Origin of the sequence: Desulfotruncus arcticus DSM 17038, from assembly GCF_900113335.1 — a bacterium.
Classification (GTDB): domain Bacteria; phylum Bacillota; class Desulfotomaculia; order Desulfotomaculales; family Desulfallaceae; genus Desulfotruncus; species Desulfotruncus arcticus.
On sequence record NZ_FOOX01000004.1, the window covers coordinates 54,861 to 70,858 of the forward strand.

16 protein-coding genes, 1 pseudogene and 1 other annotated feature are annotated in these 15,998 nt (G+C 45.4%); of the genes and pseudogenes, 9 read left to right on the forward strand and 8 right to left on the reverse strand.

Annotated features, from left to right (window positions below):
- Nucleotides 1-17 precede the first annotated feature (17 nt).
- Together BM056_RS27480 and BM056_RS06840 are read left to right on the forward strand one after the other, a co-directional pair.
- Nucleotides 18-77 (forward strand): annotated as a pseudogene (locus BM056_RS27480) (hypothetical protein); the annotation flags it as partial.
- Nucleotides 51-452 (forward strand): DUF3658 domain-containing protein, encoded by a 402-nt coding sequence (locus BM056_RS06840; RefSeq protein ID WP_092470058.1) that lies wholly within the window; start codon nucleotides 51-53, stop codon nucleotides 450-452. The pseudogene BM056_RS27480 and the gene BM056_RS06840, both read left to right, overlap by 27 nt.
- 188 nt (nucleotides 453-640) lie before the next feature.
- On the opposite strand, the gene BM056_RS06850 is transcribed toward BM056_RS06840, so the two are convergent.
- Nucleotides 641-1,891, reverse strand: coding sequence for a serpin family protein (locus BM056_RS06850; protein WP_092470061.1), 1,251 nt, complete (start codon nucleotides 1,889-1,891; stop codon nucleotides 641-643).
- A 438-nt stretch (nucleotides 1,892-2,329) separates the two neighbouring features.
- Nucleotides 2,330-3,094, reverse strand: coding sequence for a type I methionyl aminopeptidase (gene map, locus BM056_RS06855; RefSeq protein ID WP_092470063.1), 765 nt, complete (start codon nucleotides 3,092-3,094; stop codon nucleotides 2,330-2,332).
- A gap of 368 nt (nucleotides 3,095-3,462) precedes the next feature.
- On the opposite strand from map, the gene BM056_RS06860 reads away from it, so the two are divergent.
- From BM056_RS06860 to BM056_RS06875, 4 genes are all read left to right on the forward strand, one after another.
- Nucleotides 3,463-5,094 carry a YcdB/YcdC domain-containing protein gene (locus BM056_RS06860; RefSeq protein WP_092470065.1) on the forward strand — a complete coding sequence of 544 codons (1,632 nt, stop codon included), beginning with the start codon at nucleotides 3,463-3,465 and terminating at the stop codon, nucleotides 5,092-5,094.
- 5 nt (nucleotides 5,095-5,099) lie between these two features.
- On the forward strand, nucleotides 5,100-5,930 hold the full coding sequence (locus BM056_RS06865; RefSeq protein WP_092470067.1) for a DUF1963 domain-containing protein: 831 nt from the start codon (nucleotides 5,100-5,102) through the stop codon (nucleotides 5,928-5,930).
- Between the two features lie 210 nt (nucleotides 5,931-6,140).
- A complete protein-coding gene (locus tag BM056_RS06870; protein ID WP_092470069.1) occupies nucleotides 6,141-6,362 on the forward strand; it encodes a hypothetical protein in 222 nt (73 codons plus the stop codon).
- Between the two features lie 172 nt (nucleotides 6,363-6,534).
- The gene (locus BM056_RS06875; RefSeq protein ID WP_092470070.1) at nucleotides 6,535-6,777 is read left to right on the forward strand and encodes a hypothetical protein; all 243 of its coding nucleotides are present in this window, start codon (nucleotides 6,535-6,537) and stop codon (nucleotides 6,775-6,777) included.
- 368 nt (nucleotides 6,778-7,145) lie between these two features.
- Here BM056_RS06875 and BM056_RS06880 read toward each other — a convergent pair whose 3' ends face one another.
- From BM056_RS06880 to abc-f, 4 genes are all read right to left on the reverse strand, one after another.
- Entirely contained in the window at nucleotides 7,146-7,346 is a 201-nt protein-coding gene (locus BM056_RS06880; RefSeq protein ID WP_092470072.1) for a DPP IV N-terminal domain-containing protein, read from the reverse strand.
- A complete protein-coding gene (locus BM056_RS06885; RefSeq protein WP_092470074.1) occupies nucleotides 7,343-7,759 on the reverse strand; it encodes a DUF6144 family protein in 417 nt (138 codons plus the stop codon). The genes BM056_RS06880 and BM056_RS06885 overlap by 4 nt, the downstream gene beginning before the upstream one ends.
- Nucleotides 7,760-7,923: 164 nt before the next feature.
- Nucleotides 7,924-8,499, reverse strand: coding sequence for an EamA family transporter (locus BM056_RS06890; protein WP_092470075.1), 576 nt, complete (start codon nucleotides 8,497-8,499; stop codon nucleotides 7,924-7,926).
- 94 nt (nucleotides 8,500-8,593) lie between these two features.
- Nucleotides 8,594-10,444 (reverse strand): ribosomal protection-like ABC-F family protein, encoded by a 1,851-nt coding sequence (gene abc-f, locus BM056_RS06895; RefSeq protein WP_092470077.1) that lies wholly within the window; start codon nucleotides 10,442-10,444, stop codon nucleotides 8,594-8,596.
- A 454-nt stretch (nucleotides 10,445-10,898) separates the two neighbouring features.
- Nucleotides 10,899-11,165, forward strand: a binding site (T-box leader).
- A 122-nt stretch (nucleotides 11,166-11,287) separates the two neighbouring features.
- On the opposite strand from abc-f, the gene BM056_RS06905 reads away from it, so the two are divergent.
- Entirely contained in the window at nucleotides 11,288-12,859 is a 1,572-nt protein-coding gene (locus BM056_RS06905; RefSeq protein ID WP_092470081.1) for a 2-isopropylmalate synthase, read from the forward strand.
- A 614-nt stretch (nucleotides 12,860-13,473) separates the two neighbouring features.
- Nucleotides 13,474-14,040: a flavin reductase family protein gene (locus tag BM056_RS06910; RefSeq protein WP_092470083.1), complete on the forward strand. Its 567-nt coding sequence runs from the start codon at nucleotides 13,474-13,476 to the stop codon at nucleotides 14,038-14,040.
- Between the two features lie 482 nt (nucleotides 14,041-14,522).
- Here BM056_RS06910 and BM056_RS06915 read toward each other — a convergent pair whose 3' ends face one another.
- A complete protein-coding gene (locus tag BM056_RS06915) occupies nucleotides 14,523-15,074 on the reverse strand; it encodes a Uma2 family endonuclease (RefSeq protein ID WP_092470085.1) in 552 nt (183 codons plus the stop codon).
- Nucleotides 15,075-15,329: 255 nt separating this feature from the next.
- On the opposite strand from BM056_RS06915, the gene BM056_RS06920 reads away from it, so the two are divergent.
- A complete protein-coding gene (locus tag BM056_RS06920; protein WP_092470087.1) occupies nucleotides 15,330-15,500 on the forward strand; it encodes a DUF362 domain-containing protein in 171 nt (56 codons plus the stop codon).
- Between the two features lie 33 nt (nucleotides 15,501-15,533).
- On the opposite strand, the gene BM056_RS06925 is transcribed toward BM056_RS06920, so the two are convergent.
- Nucleotides 15,534-15,719 carry a rubredoxin gene (locus tag BM056_RS06925; protein ID WP_092470088.1) on the reverse strand — a complete coding sequence of 62 codons (186 nt, stop codon included), beginning with the start codon at nucleotides 15,717-15,719 and terminating at the stop codon, nucleotides 15,534-15,536.
- Between the last annotated feature and the right edge of the window lie 279 nt (nucleotides 15,720-15,998).

The window sequence follows — 15,998 nt, forward strand, 5'->3', positions numbered from 1 at the left end:
GCTGAGAAAATGCTTATGAGCAAACAGGAGTTCGATATGCTCTATATTTATTGCGCGAAAAAACAAACGATATTTTTCTGATCAATACTTCGAAAGCTTATAAGGTTTATTTTAACCGACCTTGTATTAATCATTTTCCTTTAGATACAGCTGAAATTAATCCTGATGAATTAAAAGTAATTTATGAGAAAAGCAGGACGACTAAGCCCTTGTTACACGAAAATAGAAAACGATTTGTACAAGAATGGGAAAGCTTGGCTAAAAAACAAGAGGTGTTACGGATATGGCAGAATGGAGAAATACAGAGCGTTCCCGAAAATTTTTATGATCAATACATCATCAATACGGCGCGAAGGCTTCATAACAGCCAAAAGAATAAGGACTCGTCGGTTAATGGCAGGGAGAATGGCTTTAATACGTTACTTTTTAAGGTTATCTCTAATATCCTTTAATATCTCTTCTATTTTAAGCATCCTTGCCTTTAGATCATTTAATGTGGAAAACAAGTAAACCAACAAAACAATTGGAACAATTAGAAAAATAATTAACATAGCAAAATTGATAATTTGAGCCACTATCGTCATGTTTAATCCAACACCCTGAATTATATTTCCCAAAACTATAAACCTCCCACGCATCATTAAGTTTGAGGTTCTGAAACCGACCCCATAAATAAGATTGTACCAGTTTGATCATCCGTAATGGCAAAGAAGAACGGGCGATCTACAACCATGTTGGTTATCTGCGGCATCCCGGTACATTTGAATTCCACGGAAGTTGCCGCGGCGGCCTCGGTACCCTCTTCGTTCACATCAATAAAGGTTTTATGCTTAACTTTACCGATATAAACAACCGAAAGCGGGGTAATCGGGCACATCTTTCCGAAGTCGGCCTGCCGGCTGTCAAAAGCAATTTCCATCCCGAGGGCTTTTAACGTGTCGTTGAGGCTTACTTCATATTCAAATTTAAAACGCGGCAAAGCGAGCTGTACCGTTGTTTCCGTAAACCGGGGCAGCCACTTTTCCCAATTGGCGGCATCGAGATTATGATAAAACTCCGTAAGACTGGATTCCCGGGCCGGAAGAAAAACATACATGCTGACCCTTTGGTTGCCATATGGAATCCTCACGGCCTGGAAATTGTCTCCCTGGTAATAACCGTATTGACCCGTCCGGGACATCATCGGCTGCTTTTTCTGCGTGCCGTCCGGCAGATTAAATAATCCATCTTTCGTTTTTGATTGTTCAAACTTGTCCGCCCAGCTCCCTTTAAAGTAAACGGCGTTAATTAAAAACAAAATGTCATCAGCTTCAATGCGTTCAACAATTTTATCGATTTTACTGCCGGTATTCTTTTTAACCCAGTTATTAATGGTATCCGCAGCGCCGGGCTGGGAAAAATCAATAGTTTCCACTTCCGCCGCATAATAATCCCTGTTTCTCTGTATAAACTCAGACTTAAAGTCGATGCCCTGCCTGGTCCAGAGCGAATTGGCAATGGTGATCTGCACCCCGGGGTCGGGATTTTCCAGGATGGTTTTCAGGTCGGCATTGGCCCGGTTCACTTCTTCCAGGCTCATTCCCTGCAATCCCAGGGTTTTAGCCATGGCCTCTTTAGTTGCGCCGTCCGCCCCGTTATAAGTCATGGCCAGCGCCATAGCCACGCTGGCGGGTGAAATAAAGACATTTTGCCCGGGGTCCGTTTGCTCCAGTTTCCGGAAAAGATTAAAACCCAAACCCGTATTGGCAGTAACCAGCTTTGTATCCACTGACTCGGCAGGCGCCGGTTTTTTTAAGGTTGCCTGCGTGGCATTCAAACACCCTCCGGCGAACAGGCTTATGGTTATAAGGGATAATACCGGCAATAAAGCTCGTAACCGCAGTTTTTTCATAACAATCACCCTCAACCTTGATTTTTTTATTAATAAAGACGGCAAAAATTTTAAAATGTTCCAGGAATAATAGAACATTCATTTATAGGGTTAAAATTTTCTAATGATGTTAAAAACACAGCCGGGTGGCGGGTACGGATACCGCTTACGTGGAAGATGCGATTCGAAAGTGGGAATGAGTAAAGTTAACAACAGTGAACTCGCTCAGTTAAAGCTGCACATCGGGGGAGTCTTATGAAGCAGATAAAGAGTTGTGGGTTGTCCAATTTTCCTTGTCTTTCTTCAATGACGAGGGGAACACCCCAAAAAACAAAATGCGTAACAATAAAAACATTGTTGTTGCGCATTTTGTTTATTTGTGCAGCATTATTTCAACCGCGACCCGTAGTGGCGGGAAGAAGGTATTAATTCTACGGATTAACACACTTCCTTTACAATTTAGCGAACCTTTTTCAGTCCCTGTTCGGTTAAAACCAGCGGACCGTTCTTGGTGATAGCAATGGTATGTTCATACTGAGCTGACAGGCTGCCGTCCGCTGTCCTGGCCGTCCATCCATTCTGGTCAATTGTCAGGTCATAGGAGCCAAGATTAATCATCGGTTCGATGGTGAAAACCATCCCTTCAGAGAGCCTAAGCCCCTTGTTGGGGTGGCCATAGTGAAGAACTTGCGGATCTTCATGCATGTTATGACCTATACCATGTCCTGTAAATTCACGCACTACGGAAAACCCATGGGATTCGGCATGAATTTGAATTGCATGTGAAATATCACCGAGCCGATTGCCGATGACAGCCTTGTCTATACCGAGGTAAAGGCACTCTTTAGTCACTTCGAGTAGTTGTTTAGCTTGTTCAGTTATCTGACCCACCGGGTAAGACCAAGCAGAATCAGCCATCCACCCATTTAGATTGACAACCATATCAATGGTGACGATATCGCCTTCTCGGAGTGGGGTTTGAGTTGGGAATCCGTGGCAGATTTCATCGTTGACAGAAGCACAAATAGCAAAAGGATAGCCATGGTAACCCTTTTGCTCGGCTTTCGCCCCATGGGATTGAATGAAATCATCTACGAATTGATTAATTTGCATAGTCGTAATGCCCGGACGGATAATCTTGCGGAGTTCCCGGTGGCAGGTAGTTAATATTTTACCCGCTTCAGCCATTAGTTTAATTTGTTGCGGGGTTTTAATTATGACCAAACTTCATTCCTCCTCGATTTAACTTTATGGAAACATGTTATGTTTCTGTGGACGACCTGTTTTTCTGGCATCTCAAAGGGTTAAGCATGTTATCTATATCTTAACAGTAATCCCATGAATTTTATAATATGTTCTCAAAATTGTTAAGGATATTCCATTAGTTTAAAACTTTTACATATTATCATTATGCGCAACATGGAACCGTTAAAGGCTTTAAATTACCGGAATATACTGTTCCGTTTGAGCTTATTGGGACCATGCCTGCCTGTAATTTGCGGGAACATTTTCCAATGCAAAAACGCCTAAATACTCAGAGACCCCACACAGAGATCCTAATTAGTATCGCGTCTAAAAAGGAGCTGTTTCATTTGAACAGAACTTTGCCCAAAATAATTCCTCTTGAAGAAATTAAACAGTTGGTTCAAAAGCGTCTGGCTCTGTCCGAAGGATGGGATGAGCATACAGCCAGGCTGGAAACCTGGACTTCCGGTAAAAAAATCCGGCATCTTGCCTGGAAGGCCCAGGATCAGGAGCGTGAGGAGTATTTCCGGGTCAGCGTCGATGCCGCCAGCGGTGAAATTCTGGACTTGGATCATGTAATTCCCGGGGCTGCAATGCTTAAACAACACTGGTGCAGCAGGGAGGAAGCTATCGCAATAGCCCAAAAGTTTATTGAACAGGTTTATCCCGACAAAGCACGGCAGGTGGAACCCTATGCTGTACATACCCAAATGGATTGCTACAGGTTACGCTACCGGCGCCTGGCCAACGGCATCCCCTTTGACCCGGACGGGTTTGAAATTGCGGTAGAACCGGTGGCCAGGCTGGTGCGGGATTTACATTTAACCTGGAGTGATATTGACTTTGCTCCCCGGGACAACGTAATCAGCGCGGAGGAGGCTAAAAAATGTTTTTTAGAACAGTTTCCGCTGCAGCTTGGTTACTATGTTCCGGCACAACTGGCAATAGAATCAATGCGCTTAAATGAAATGGACCAACTGGATGTAAGGCTTTCACCTTACCTGCCGGACAGAGGAAATCCACGTCAGGCCCGGCTGGTTTACTCCCCCGTTTATAGTTCGTTTTACAGCAGCGAACCCTACTGGCAAATAGATGCTCTAACCGGGTGTTTAATTGATAACTTTGGTGCAAAAATGGATGCGGCAGCCATACATTGCAACCTCCTCTGGCCGGACCAAAAGGCATCACCCCGGTCATTACCGTCCGCCGGGTTAAGCCGGGAGGAGGCCCTGGGACGGTCACGAGAAATCATGGATTGGTTAATCGGTGAATACGAGATAGTCCAGGTTAAAAAAACAACCTGGGATTTCGGGGACGGTTCAATCGAGATATGGGAACTGCGCTGTGTGGGTGAGCTTGGGGAAGCGCATATCCGGTTGGATTGCGGTAGCGGAGAAGTGTGGTTTATCAACAGCGCTTTTAACGATACACCGGAAGGTATCGCCACCTCTTCGCTTGAAGAGATGGAGACCGGGGCACACCACTTGCTCGAGCTTTGCCTGCCCCACCGGGCGGAGCGCATGGTCAGCCAGGAATATGCGTTGCCCCGGGATTACCGGAAATTAATCAAAGCATATACGCCCCCGCCCGGCACGAAGTGGAGCCAGGCTTATACTTTTATGGAAACTATCAACGGCCTGCCGGTATATAATAACCTGGTGACCATCATTCTTTGCGGCAGCACCGGACGACTGCAATCTTTCAATCGCCACCGGCTTGCGGCCGGGACAACCTTTCCCGACCCTCAAACGGCAATCAAGCCCGGTGCGGCCGCCAGAAGTTACCTCGACACCTTTGGCTTGGAGTTGGCCTATACATGTACCGACTGGCCCGACCCCGGCCGGGAACAACCTGCAACCCGGCTGGTCTACCGTATCAAGCCGGCAGTTTTACCCGACTTTAATTTTCCCGCCGGCAGACTATTCCTCGATGCCGGGACGGGTGAAAGGCTTTTTAATAGTATGGTTTCAGGAGGTTGATTTGAATGAAACTGACGCCCCGGTTGGCCAATAGTAATGCCGTGCATCTGGCCAAGTTATCTGACGCGCCCCTGACCGGGCGTGAAAAGGAATATCTTGTCGGCAGGTTGCTGCAAACGGTACATTTAAACTTTGCCGAAAGCGAGGACAATAGTATGCTGGGCACAAAGCTTTTCGGCACCCCGTTTATACCCGCGGAGGAAGATTACCCCGCCTGTCCTCAATGTGGAGGCCATATGCATAACCTGTTTCAGCTCAATTTCCGGGAAGCCGGTTTAAACATTGTGCCGGGATGCGATCTTCTGGTGTTCTACTTTTGTTTCAAATGCAACCCTTTGAAGAATACTGAGCCTGGCTGGGTTATCCGCACCTATGCGGAACCGGAGCAAATGAAAGCCCGGACGGATCTGATAGTACCCCCCATTCCCGGCCAGCCTGAAGTGGAGGGCATAATTTGCCCCGTCAGTAAATCTTGCGTGCAGGCTGCATATTATGCCGCCGTGGACGTGCCCAGCATTTATACGGACCCGGGTGTCCGGCAGAATATTGGGCGCAATGATTTGGCCATGGACCGTTACATGGCCTACCTGGAAGACCTGAGGAACATACCCGGTTGGCACGTGCGGTCCAAGATCGGCGGCTGGCTGGAGTGTGAGCAGGACCCGCAGTATACCCGGTGCCGGTGCGGCGCTGACCTGGTTCACATAGCTACCATTAAAACCGATAACTACACCCCCTGGGTAGTGGGCGATATCGGGGCTATATACCTGGCCGGCTGCCCCGACCCCGGGTGCGGCGATGGACAGGATGTTTACTGGTGGGCGGACTGGACATAAAGGGCCCAGGTCTGTATTTCTAAAAGTCCAGCGGCAGGCATGAGCATAACCCTGTAACTCTAAAATTGTTAATACTCATAATGATTTATGGCATTGTGTTCAATCTAATCAAATTATCAACCCGGAAGTGACGGGTGTGCTGAAGAACGGAATTGTTTTAGGTGCCAAATCAGCCTTAATGAGATTTTTAAGGCGAAAGGAGAAAACATTATGCTAAATCCTCAATTAGAGGGGCAAAAAATCAATGTGGAGCAATATTATGAATATACGCCCGAAAAGTTGGAAATAATCGACGGAATATTGACTGGTGAAATCGAATGGGCTAAGAAATTACTAAACTTACTTGTATATAACTTAGGGGTTAAAGAAGTTGCCAAAATGGTTCCTTTGGATATTTGGAAAGAAGCAATGTTATACGCTAAAAAAGACTAAAGATGGTTATGGGGTGATTTAATTGATAACGGGAAAACTGGGGCGACCGCCCCAGCCGCCGTACCGGTTCCAGTTAAATTGCCGGTAAGGGCGGCTGCGGCGACACTAGTTAGGAGGTGTTGCTGCAAAATGCAAGCACAGTGTCTAATTTGCTATTCTTATCTGTCTCATAATGGAGATTGTCCGGTATGTCAGCAGAGAAAAAGCCTTGGGCGAGGACGGTCTTATCACCGCTATCATCGTGCGAGAGTTATTAAAAAACGCCAGAATATTATTAAGCATGTATGGGGTGATGCCCATCGTTATGACTTTGTTACTGAAAGTGGCAGCTATGGCAGCTCTAAATATTATAAAATTATTGCTTACGAAAGTTTGTGGACAGGGAGCAGATATAATAAACAACCGGGCCGATTAGCTAAACACAACTTAAGTTGTAACTGTGATCTCTGTAAATGGGAAAAACATTGGGGGCCCGAAAAGATAAAATATAGGTTATTTAAAGAAAGCCTCCTTCTTTAGTAAGGAAGGGGGTATTGATCTCACTTCTCGTATCGGTAATAAGCCAATTGGTCGGCCCACGAAGTATAACCATAATAGTCATGCAGATCCTTTTGGCCCGGCATTAGATCTACGATTTTGACCGGACTGCCCCCATTGACATTAATCAGCCAGACAGCGTTATCTTTAAGGTAGACGATATGAGCGCGGTCCCGGGACCAGAGGCATAGTAGATTCCCGTGTCGGCCTTATCCAGCCGCCGGGCATTGGCGCCGCCGGCATTCGCTATCCAGAGGGACCATGTTTTTTTCCGTCTGCATAATAAGCGCCGTTGGCATCTCTCTGTTCTTCTGCATGGATATAAGAAATGCGGGTGCCGTCCGGCGACCAGTCCGGGTAGAAGGTTACTGTGTCGGGCTGTCGGGGAAGTTCCGTGCATTTCCCTGTTTTGGCATCATAGACTATAAGGTATTTGTTATGCTTCATAACTTGATATGAAAACGGCACTCATTATCTCCAGCCAGAATTGATTTTTCCATGAGTACATCGACCTCGCGACCCAGTCCGATAGCGAATTTTCGCTTAATATTGCCCAGAGTGCAAGAGCATAATGTCTTTGAAACGCCCTGGATATCTTCGTTGACTAAAGGACAGTAGCACTGATCAAAAACAACGAAATACTCTCCGTCTTCTTTTTTGAGACGCCACTGAAAGCAAAGGTGCTCAAGAAACTCCTCTTCGCTTTGAGAGTTCTCCTTTATTTTGTTAAGCTTAGCATCTGGAAGATGCGTAAATGGACATTTTTCCCCGCAGGATTCCATTATTCTTTTGCGAGTGGCTTCATCAACATGCTCATCTAAATTCTTCAATAATTGTTTAATCCAAATATTTATAGCCATACTTAATCACCCTCCAAGGAAAAAGGTTCCTTTATATTTAACACAACTTTTAACTGATGAGATAACTGAGCAATGCACATATTTAATCCAAACCGACGGGAAACCGGGTGATATCATAGAGTACCTGGGGAGCCGGTTGGATTAAAAAACCCGGAACAATGGTTTTACTTGCAAAGCTTCTCCGCCGGTTGACTAATCCGTTTTGCCGATACCGTCAAAACCACGAGAGAGGCCAGGAGCAGGGCTGCCCCAACCCAACCCGCCACCGTTAATCGCTCGCCCACGAAGCCCACGGCCAGCAGGGTTGCCACCAGGGGTTCGACGAGTACAACGATGGATGATGAAGTGGCCGTAGCCTTCTTTAGACCTGCGCCGAGAAGGGCGTAGGATGCTGCCGTCGGGAACAGCCCCAGATAAAGCAGGATAAGCCAACCTGCTAACGGCAGGTGCTGTTCTATATCTGCGCTGCCGATATCAGGCAGCACGAAAAGAGGTATGTCCGATACCAGGAATTCATTTCTGTCGGTGGCACAAAAAGTATGGTCGAAATTTGGCGGCAGAAAAAACAAATGCCGGCTATCTAGTGATAAATCGTGAATTGGGGTTCTGTAATGCAAGGTGCCTTCTATGGGCAGGATGAGTTGAGCATAAGGATGGCTGTGAGTATGATATTGTTTATCATATGTTCTTCGTTCACAAAAAACTTCTGTTATCCTGCCACCCACAGTCAACTCTCCCATCCCATTTTACTCACCATCTTCCTATACCATTGTAACAGGAGGTCCTTTCCAGGCTCAAGGAAAAGTCCTCTTCTTTCATGCCAAGCAGGCAGAGTTAGCGATTGTCACTAACCCCGTCCCCCTGACCGTTTTTTAACTTGTGCAATTCTGCCTTTACTGCGCGGATACGGGCATAAAGGGCTTCCCTGGCGTCTTCTCCTTCCGGTTCTTCTTCGGTCATTAACCGGGTCAGTTCCAAGTTCAAAGAAAGTATCCGCCCTTCCAGTACAGAATCACCCGGTTGAGTGGTCCGCTTACGCAGGTCATTTTGGTACTCTTCATAGTTACCGGGGTAGTATGTCAACTGACCACTATCCAAGCTGGCAACCCGGTTGGAAACTTTTTTTAATAAATACCGGTCATGAGACACAACTGCCAGGGCGCCGGGATATCCTATGAGGGCTTCCTCAATTCGCTCACGAGTGGGAATGTCCAGGTAATTCGTCGGTTCATCCAGCACCATCAGGTTGGCCCCGGAAAAATAAAGGGCAACAAAGGCTACCCGGCACCGTTCTCCCATGCTCAGGCTGCCTATTTTCCGGAACACTTCATCATGCCGAAAAAGGAAACCGGCAAGTATGTTCCGTGCTTCCCGCTGCGTCATTTCCGGCAAACAGAGCAAACTATCCAAAATGGTGTTGTCATCATGCAGGTTATCCAGCTCCTGGGCAAAGTAACCTATCTTTAATGCCGGGTGATGAGTGACCGTTCCCACCTGGGGCCGGAGTTGCCCGGATAGTAGCTTAAGCAGCGTAGTTTTTCCGCTTCCGTTTGGGCCGACCACTGCCAGCCGGTCACCCCTGGAAATAGTGAAATTCACGTCATGGAGCAACTGCGTATGACTATAAGAAAACCTTATGTTCTCCATGCGGACAAGCTGGTGCGCCTGAAAATCACTTCCTGCAAAGTGGACTATTACACCGGGTGAATTTTTGGGCCGTTCCACCAGTTCTTTTTCCAATCGTTCAAGCGCCTTTTCCTTTGCTTTATAGCGGGTTTTGTTTTTTTCGGCTTTTTTCTTGTAAAAAGGATTTCGCTCCCCTGCTGCCGCGTGAGCCTTCGTGAACCAATCCCTGTAACGGTGAATTGCTTCCTCCAGTTTCTTTTTATCCTGTAATTGTTTTTTATAAAGGGATTCCTGTTCCCTTCTCTCCCGCTCCCGTTCCTGAAAGAAATCTGAGTATCCTCCCTGGTAGGTTTTGGTCCCTTTAGGTGATAGCTCCACCGTTTTATCAGCTATACGGTCGATGAATTCCCGGTCATGTGAAACAAATAAAACGGTGTTGCTGAATGTTTGGATCCAGTTCCTTAACCAGTCCAGTGTCTCAATATCCAGATGGTTTGTAGGCTCATCCATGAGCAGAAACGAAGGGTTCCCTGCCAGTACCCGGGCCAACTGGGCTTTGGTTTTCTGCCCCCCGCTTAATTTCCTGTACGGGACGTTGCCTGAAAGGGCAAACCGGCTCAAAACAGCTTCCACATTATATTCCCACTCATATCCTCCCAGGGATTGGTAATGTTCCAGGGCAGTACTATAACGTTCAAATATGGTGTTTAATTCATTTCCTTTCTCATGTTCCATTATAGCCTCAAGTTGGTTCAGTTCTTGTTTCAACCGGTATAAATCCGAGTGTCCTGATTGGACAAATTCCTGTATTGTCAAAGTCTCCGGGACCATTAAATGTTGTTCAATGCTGCCCCATTCTTTTACAGGCCAGCGGCGAAAAATTTTCCCTCCATCCGGGAAAACCCGGCCCAACAGGCACCCCAGGAGTGTAGTTTTTCCCACTCCGTTTTGTCCTATCAGGGCGCAACGTTCTCCTTGGTGTATTTCCAAGTTAATGTTTTCAAATACCTGTTTGCCGTTCCAATCTTTTTTAAGTCCTTCTGCTTTAAGGATCAACATAAATAACCCTCCATATCCTTATTTTGCAAATAAATACAGGCCTATGCTCTGCCTGCACTAGGATACACAGGGTCGAAAGAAATACTTATGAGTTGAAACAAACATATAAAAAACAAACAGTACCTATTATGGAACTTGGCGATTATGATATTTTCTTTATCCGGGGTTAAAAAAAGACATACTTATTCCGACCGCTGCATCCGCAGGCAGATTTTAGACAACCATATTGATTTGGTTACGGAATTATCGGTCGAAACGCATGTTTTCGTTTTTTTACCTCCTGTTTTTTTCATAATATATTTTATTGATTTTTACTATAAATGTCTACACCTATTGAGGTTCCATATGATGGGCGCGATTAATCTCCCTTCAATAACCCGCAAAAAACGCTTCCGTTTACCCACTTGGTTATTGACAGTCGCATGCGTAACTGGTAAAATCGCAATAATATTTCAAAATGACGATGAGAGGGAATAGTAAGCGGTTTTGCCGGTTCAGAGAGCCGCCGGTTGGTGCGAGGCGGTCAGGGGTGGGGCGCCGAACTCTCCCTGGAGTAGCCGGTCGAAATCCCTGGGAAAGTAGGTCCGGACGGAGTCTTCCACCGTTAAAAGGAAGGGGATATCGGATTTGATTGATCTTATCAATCCCGCATCCTTTAAGAGAGCGGCATTAACGTCGCTAATTTGAGTGGTACCGCGGAGGCAAACCCTTCGTCTCATATATTGAGGCGAGGGGTTTTTTATTTTATTCAATGGGGGGTGGTGGTACGGTGGAATCTGACCTTAGTGGCCTTACCAACGGTAAAAAACAAAATCGATTTTTTAATCAAGGAGGAGAGATAAAATGCGCAGGCTCTATGTATTTGATACCACCCTCAGGGATGGAGAACAGTCACTGGGAATAACACTTAATGTTCATGAAAAGCTTGAAATCGCCAGACAGCTGGTAAAGCTTGGTGTAGATGTGATCGAGGCGGGTTTCCCGGCTTCTTCGCCCGGAGATTTGGCAGCGGTGCGCACACTGGCCCGGGAACTGAAAGGTGTGATTGTCTGCGGCCTTTCCCGGGCGGTGGAGCATGATATCGACTGCTGCGCCGAGTCCCTGCGGGAGGCCGGGTACCCGAGGATTCACACCGGTATAGCGGTATCCCCGGTGCATATGGCGCAAAAGCTGCGGCTTTCCCCCGACCAGGTGGTGGAAACCGCGGTGGCGGCGGTAAAACATGCCAAAAAGTATGTGGGTGACGTTGAATTTTACGCGGAGGATGCTTTCCGCAGTGAGCTTCCCTTCCTGGTCCGGGTTCTGGAACAGGTTATTGAAGCAGGGGCGACGGTGGTCAACATACCGGATACCGTCGGCTATGCCACCCCCTGGGAATACGCTGAAATGGTTACCTATGTAATGAAACACGTTAGTAATATCGACAAGGCCGTGCTCAGCATACATTGTCACAACGACCTGGGGATGGCCACTGCCAACTCCGTAGCCGGGATTATGGCCGGGGCCGGTCAGGTGGAGGGTACAATCAACGGTATCGGAGAGCGGGCCGGCAATACCTCCCTGGAAGAAGTGATCATGGCCATTTACACCCAGCGCAACCGCCACGGGATCAGCACAGGAGTGCAGACCCGCGAAATTTCCGCCACCAGCAGGCTGGTGGCCCGGATTACCGGTGTCCCGGTGCCTGCCCATAAAGCCATCGTGGGGGCCAATGCTTTTATGCATGCTTCGGGTATTCACCAGGATGGTGTATTAAAGGAAAGAACCACTTATGAAATTATCAACCCGGAAGTGGTGGGTGTGCCGAAGAACAGAATTGTTTTAAGCGCCAGATCAGGCAGGCATGCCTTCCGGCACAGACTGGAAGAATTGGGTTATCACCCGGAGCACGATAACCTGGAGGCCCTGTATCAAAGCTTCCTACAGCTGGCTGATCAAAAGGGGGAGATTTTTGACCAGGATTTACATGCTCTGTTGGGAGACAGCGGTTCGGAAGAGAGCCGGATCATGATCAAGCATATTTCAGTAACCACCGCCGGGGCTTCCCGGGCCACTGCCACGGTTACCCTGGAGTTGGACGGTGCTGCAGTGACAGACGCCGCTTGCGGCAACGGGCCGGTGGATGCTGTTTTCAAGGCTATTGACCGGCTGGTGGGTGAGCCGGTGGCTCTGGAGGACTATACTTTGCAGTCCGTCAGCCGGGGCAAGGAGGCCCTGGGCGAGGCCACGGTAAAGGTGCGCTGCGCAGATGGCGGGCTGGTAGTGGGCCGGGGTATCAGCACCGACGTTATCGAGGCCAGCGCCAGGGCCTACGCCGGCGCCCTGGTTAAGGTTAAAAGAGTGGCTGCCGGAATCAACAGCCCGGCCAGCGTCGTTGTTGCGGATGAAGCGCCGGTGTTGCAGGTGACAAGTTGAATCCGTAAAAATTGAAGGATTGTTATGGGTGTAAGTGTTGCAAAGTGCTCAGTTTTAAACAGACCTCCTTGTGTGCAAGGGGGTCTGTCCAATAAATATTAGGGTTTTGATTAGTTTGCGTTATGTTGTTAAATGCCAAAACAATGATGTGGCGTTGGATGTATACAACTGAGACTATTTATAGAGGCGGGAGTCTTATGAAGCAGATAGAGAGTTGCGGGGTTGTTCAATTTTCCTCCGTGTATCTTTCTTCAACAACGTGAGGAAAACCCCAAAAAACAAAATGCGTAACAATAAAAACATTGTTGTTACGCATTTTGTTTTTTTATACGCAATAAGGATCTGTTACAGTAAAATGTTGGAAAACCAACGTTAAGACATTTATAGAATGAAAAAGCCGATTTTCCCTATGATAAGGATAATCGGCTTTTTAACATAATATTTTTCGAATTATATAGATGCCCATGAAAATTAAAAAAATGGCATATAGGCTTTGGGGCATACTATAACAATAGTTTAACTAACAAAAAAGAAAAAGTCTATTCTTTTTTTAGGATTTCGATTATATTTTTAATGCTGGCTTCCAAGCAAAATAAAATTTGGGAGGTTTTAATGTGGAAAAAGTAAAAATCAAAAATTATCCTATGGTAAGTCCTGCTCCAACTGTCCTTGTCGGAGCCGATGTAAATGGCAGGCCTAACTATGCTACCGTTGGAGCATTTGGTATGGTGTGTCTGGAACCAGTGTTTTACATCTCATTAAAAAGCACTCATTATACAACTATTGGGGTTAAGGAAAATGGATATTTTAGTATCAATGTACCCTCGGCAGATATAGTTCAAATGACAGATTATTGCGGTATAGTATCGGGAAAAACAACAGACAAGTCAATTGTGTTTACTCCGTTTTATGATGAACTTGAAAAAGCTCCCATGATTAGCGAATGTCCGTTGAATTTTCTCTGTAAGATCATTCAAAGCATTCCTATCTGCGGCTTTGAAGTGTTTTTTGGGGAGATAGTTTCTACATACCTAAATAAGCAATGCTTGACAGACGACAAGCCTGACCCACTAAAAATCAATCCGATGATTATGATGGGCACCAGTTACTTTGACTTAGGTCAGGCTGTGGGGAATGTGTTTAAGGAAGGTGTAGAATATAAGAAATCACAAAATATATAATAAATATAAATAATGTCAGTAAGAATATTGTTAATTTGCATTTCAATGATTATGCGCAACATGGAACCGTTAAAGGCTTAATATATAAAGTCATAAAACTGCCGGGTTATAAAGTTTTTTGGAACTGACCAGTCTTTAATCGAAAGTTATGAGGGATAATACCGGCAATCAAACCCGTAACCGTAATTTTCCCATAACCAATTACCCTCCATCTTTATCATTTTGTCAATAAAGACGGCAAAAATTTAAAAATGTTCCGGGAATAAGGTTTGGTAAAGGTTACACAAAAACGACAAATAGGAAGAATTACAATAGGGGTATTGTTTTAAAAAAAACTGTAGAGGCATAGAGGGGTGCCACCTCCAGTCTAAGGAAAATTTAAAGGGGACAGGGTTATTGAGTGTCAGCAATCCCGTCCCCTTGACACAATTAACGTACCTATAAAAAACCGCCCCGTTCTTATAGGCGGCTTAATTATAACTTTAATTAAAAATGTCACTCAGTTGTATTTCTAACCCGGTTAACAGAGGGGACGCTAATGTGTCCTCATCATCATAGGATTGGAACAGATTCCAGTTTTTTTCGGCAGGTATAAAAACTTCAATAGTTTTATGGTCTGGGTCAACTATCCAGTATTCCTTTACTCCATGCTTGTAATACATTTTGCTTTTTTCGACTTTATCATATTTGCCTGTTGACGGCGACAATATTTTAACCACTAAGTCGGGGGCACCTTGAACATTCATATCGGTAATAATGCCCAAACGTTTTGTTGAGATAAAAAGTATATCCGGCTGGGGCTTTTCTGTTTCTGATAAAAGAACATCTGTTGGGGCAATTAATACCTTGCCTAAATTGCTTCTACGAACAAAATCTCTTATGACTGAAGCTATTGCTAATGTTATTTCCTGGTGAATCGTTTTTGGTGCTGGAACCAAAATTAACTTCCCTCCGATCAGCTCGTATTGATTGTCGTCGTCAATTTTTAAATAATCCTCATAGGTATACAACCTGTCGGCATTTTCGGTTCGCAAGAACACCCCTCCTTTTCCTAAAGCCTACCTTTTTAATTAAATAATGTCAAGCTGATTGGGAAATGATTCCTAACTCCAAAGTTTTGATTAATGCCGATATTACTAAAGTAACCATAGGGACTGTGAACTAACATTAGCTATATACGTGTGGAGTAGGGAAAGTTTTTGATAATATTGCTTAGTTGACTAATTATAAAAAAAGTATTTAAATATTCATAGATAGCAATATTTAAATACTTTTTTAAGGTGTTGAAAATGTACAGAATTACAGATAAATGCCGCTTTTGCGATACTTGTACAGCTATTTGCCCGGCTGGAGCGGTTAAAAAAACATATCCATTTTACAGTATTGACCCGGCCCGTTGTCTGGAATGCGGTAAATGCCTGGAAAATTGCAGTTTCGGGGCAATTGAGCTGGTTGAGTAAAGCAAATGGAACCCCAAAATTATTAGCCGCATATTAGCCGCGGGGAGTTTTTCTATGCGTGGCCAGGTATTCCAGTTGAAAAACTTCTTTTTCCGCAAGGCATTCCGGGCACACCCAATCCTCGGGCAGGTCTTCAAAGGAAATACCGGGTGGTATATCATCAGTGCCTTCAGCAGGGTCATAGACGTAGCCGCAAAGGGTGCAAATATATTTTTCCATCAAACTACCTCCCATTATTTAATCATGTCATTCTTTAATCAAGCTGGCTTGTCATCCCTGTATCAAATATAGAATTAAAATATTACATTCATTTTAAGTATTCCTTAATATTTAATAAATTAATGATTTACGCAGCTTTTTTTTGCTGTTCATGAAATGTAATTTGCCGGGTATGGCAAAGATTGTAGTAATAAGGGGTAAAAAATATAAAACGCGTGCTAAGGAAAATAATTTAGCGTGCGTTTTTTGCGGCTGCCCGGGGTTAATAAAGCGCTTGCG

Coding starts and splice junctions, on each gene's coding strand:
- BM056_RS06865 (WP_092470067.1), top strand. CDS start 5,100: ATGAAACTGACGCCCCGGTTGGCCAATAGTAATGCCGTGCATCTGGCC.
- BM056_RS06925 (WP_092470088.1), bottom strand. CDS start 15,719: ATGGAAAAATATATTTGCACCCTTTGCGGCTACGTCTATGACCCTGCT.
- BM056_RS06920 (WP_092470087.1), top strand. CDS start 15,330: ATGTACAGAATTACAGATAAATGCCGCTTTTGCGATACTTGTACAGCT.
- BM056_RS06875 (WP_092470070.1), top strand. CDS start 6,535: ATGGAGATTGTCCGGTATGTCAGCAGAGAAAAAGCCTTGGGCGAGGAC.
- BM056_RS06905 (WP_092470081.1), top strand. CDS start 11,288: ATGCGCAGGCTCTATGTATTTGATACCACCCTCAGGGATGGAGAACAG.
- BM056_RS06890 (WP_092470075.1), bottom strand. CDS start 8,499: ATGGGAGAGTTGACTGTGGGTGGCAGGATAACAGAAGTTTTTTGTGAA.
- BM056_RS06885 (WP_092470074.1), bottom strand. CDS start 7,759: ATGGCTATAAATATTTGGATTAAACAATTATTGAAGAATTTAGATGAG.
- abc-f (WP_092470077.1), bottom strand. CDS start 10,444: ATGTTGATCCTTAAAGCAGAAGGACTTAAAAAAGATTGGAACGGCAAA.
- BM056_RS06870 (WP_092470069.1), top strand. CDS start 6,141: ATGCTAAATCCTCAATTAGAGGGGCAAAAAATCAATGTGGAGCAATAT.
- BM056_RS06880 (WP_092470072.1), bottom strand. CDS start 7,346: ATGAAGCATAACAAATACCTTATAGTCTATGATGCCAAAACAGGGAAA.
- BM056_RS06850 (WP_092470061.1), bottom strand. CDS start 1,891: ATGAAAAAACTGCGGTTACGAGCTTTATTGCCGGTATTATCCCTTATA.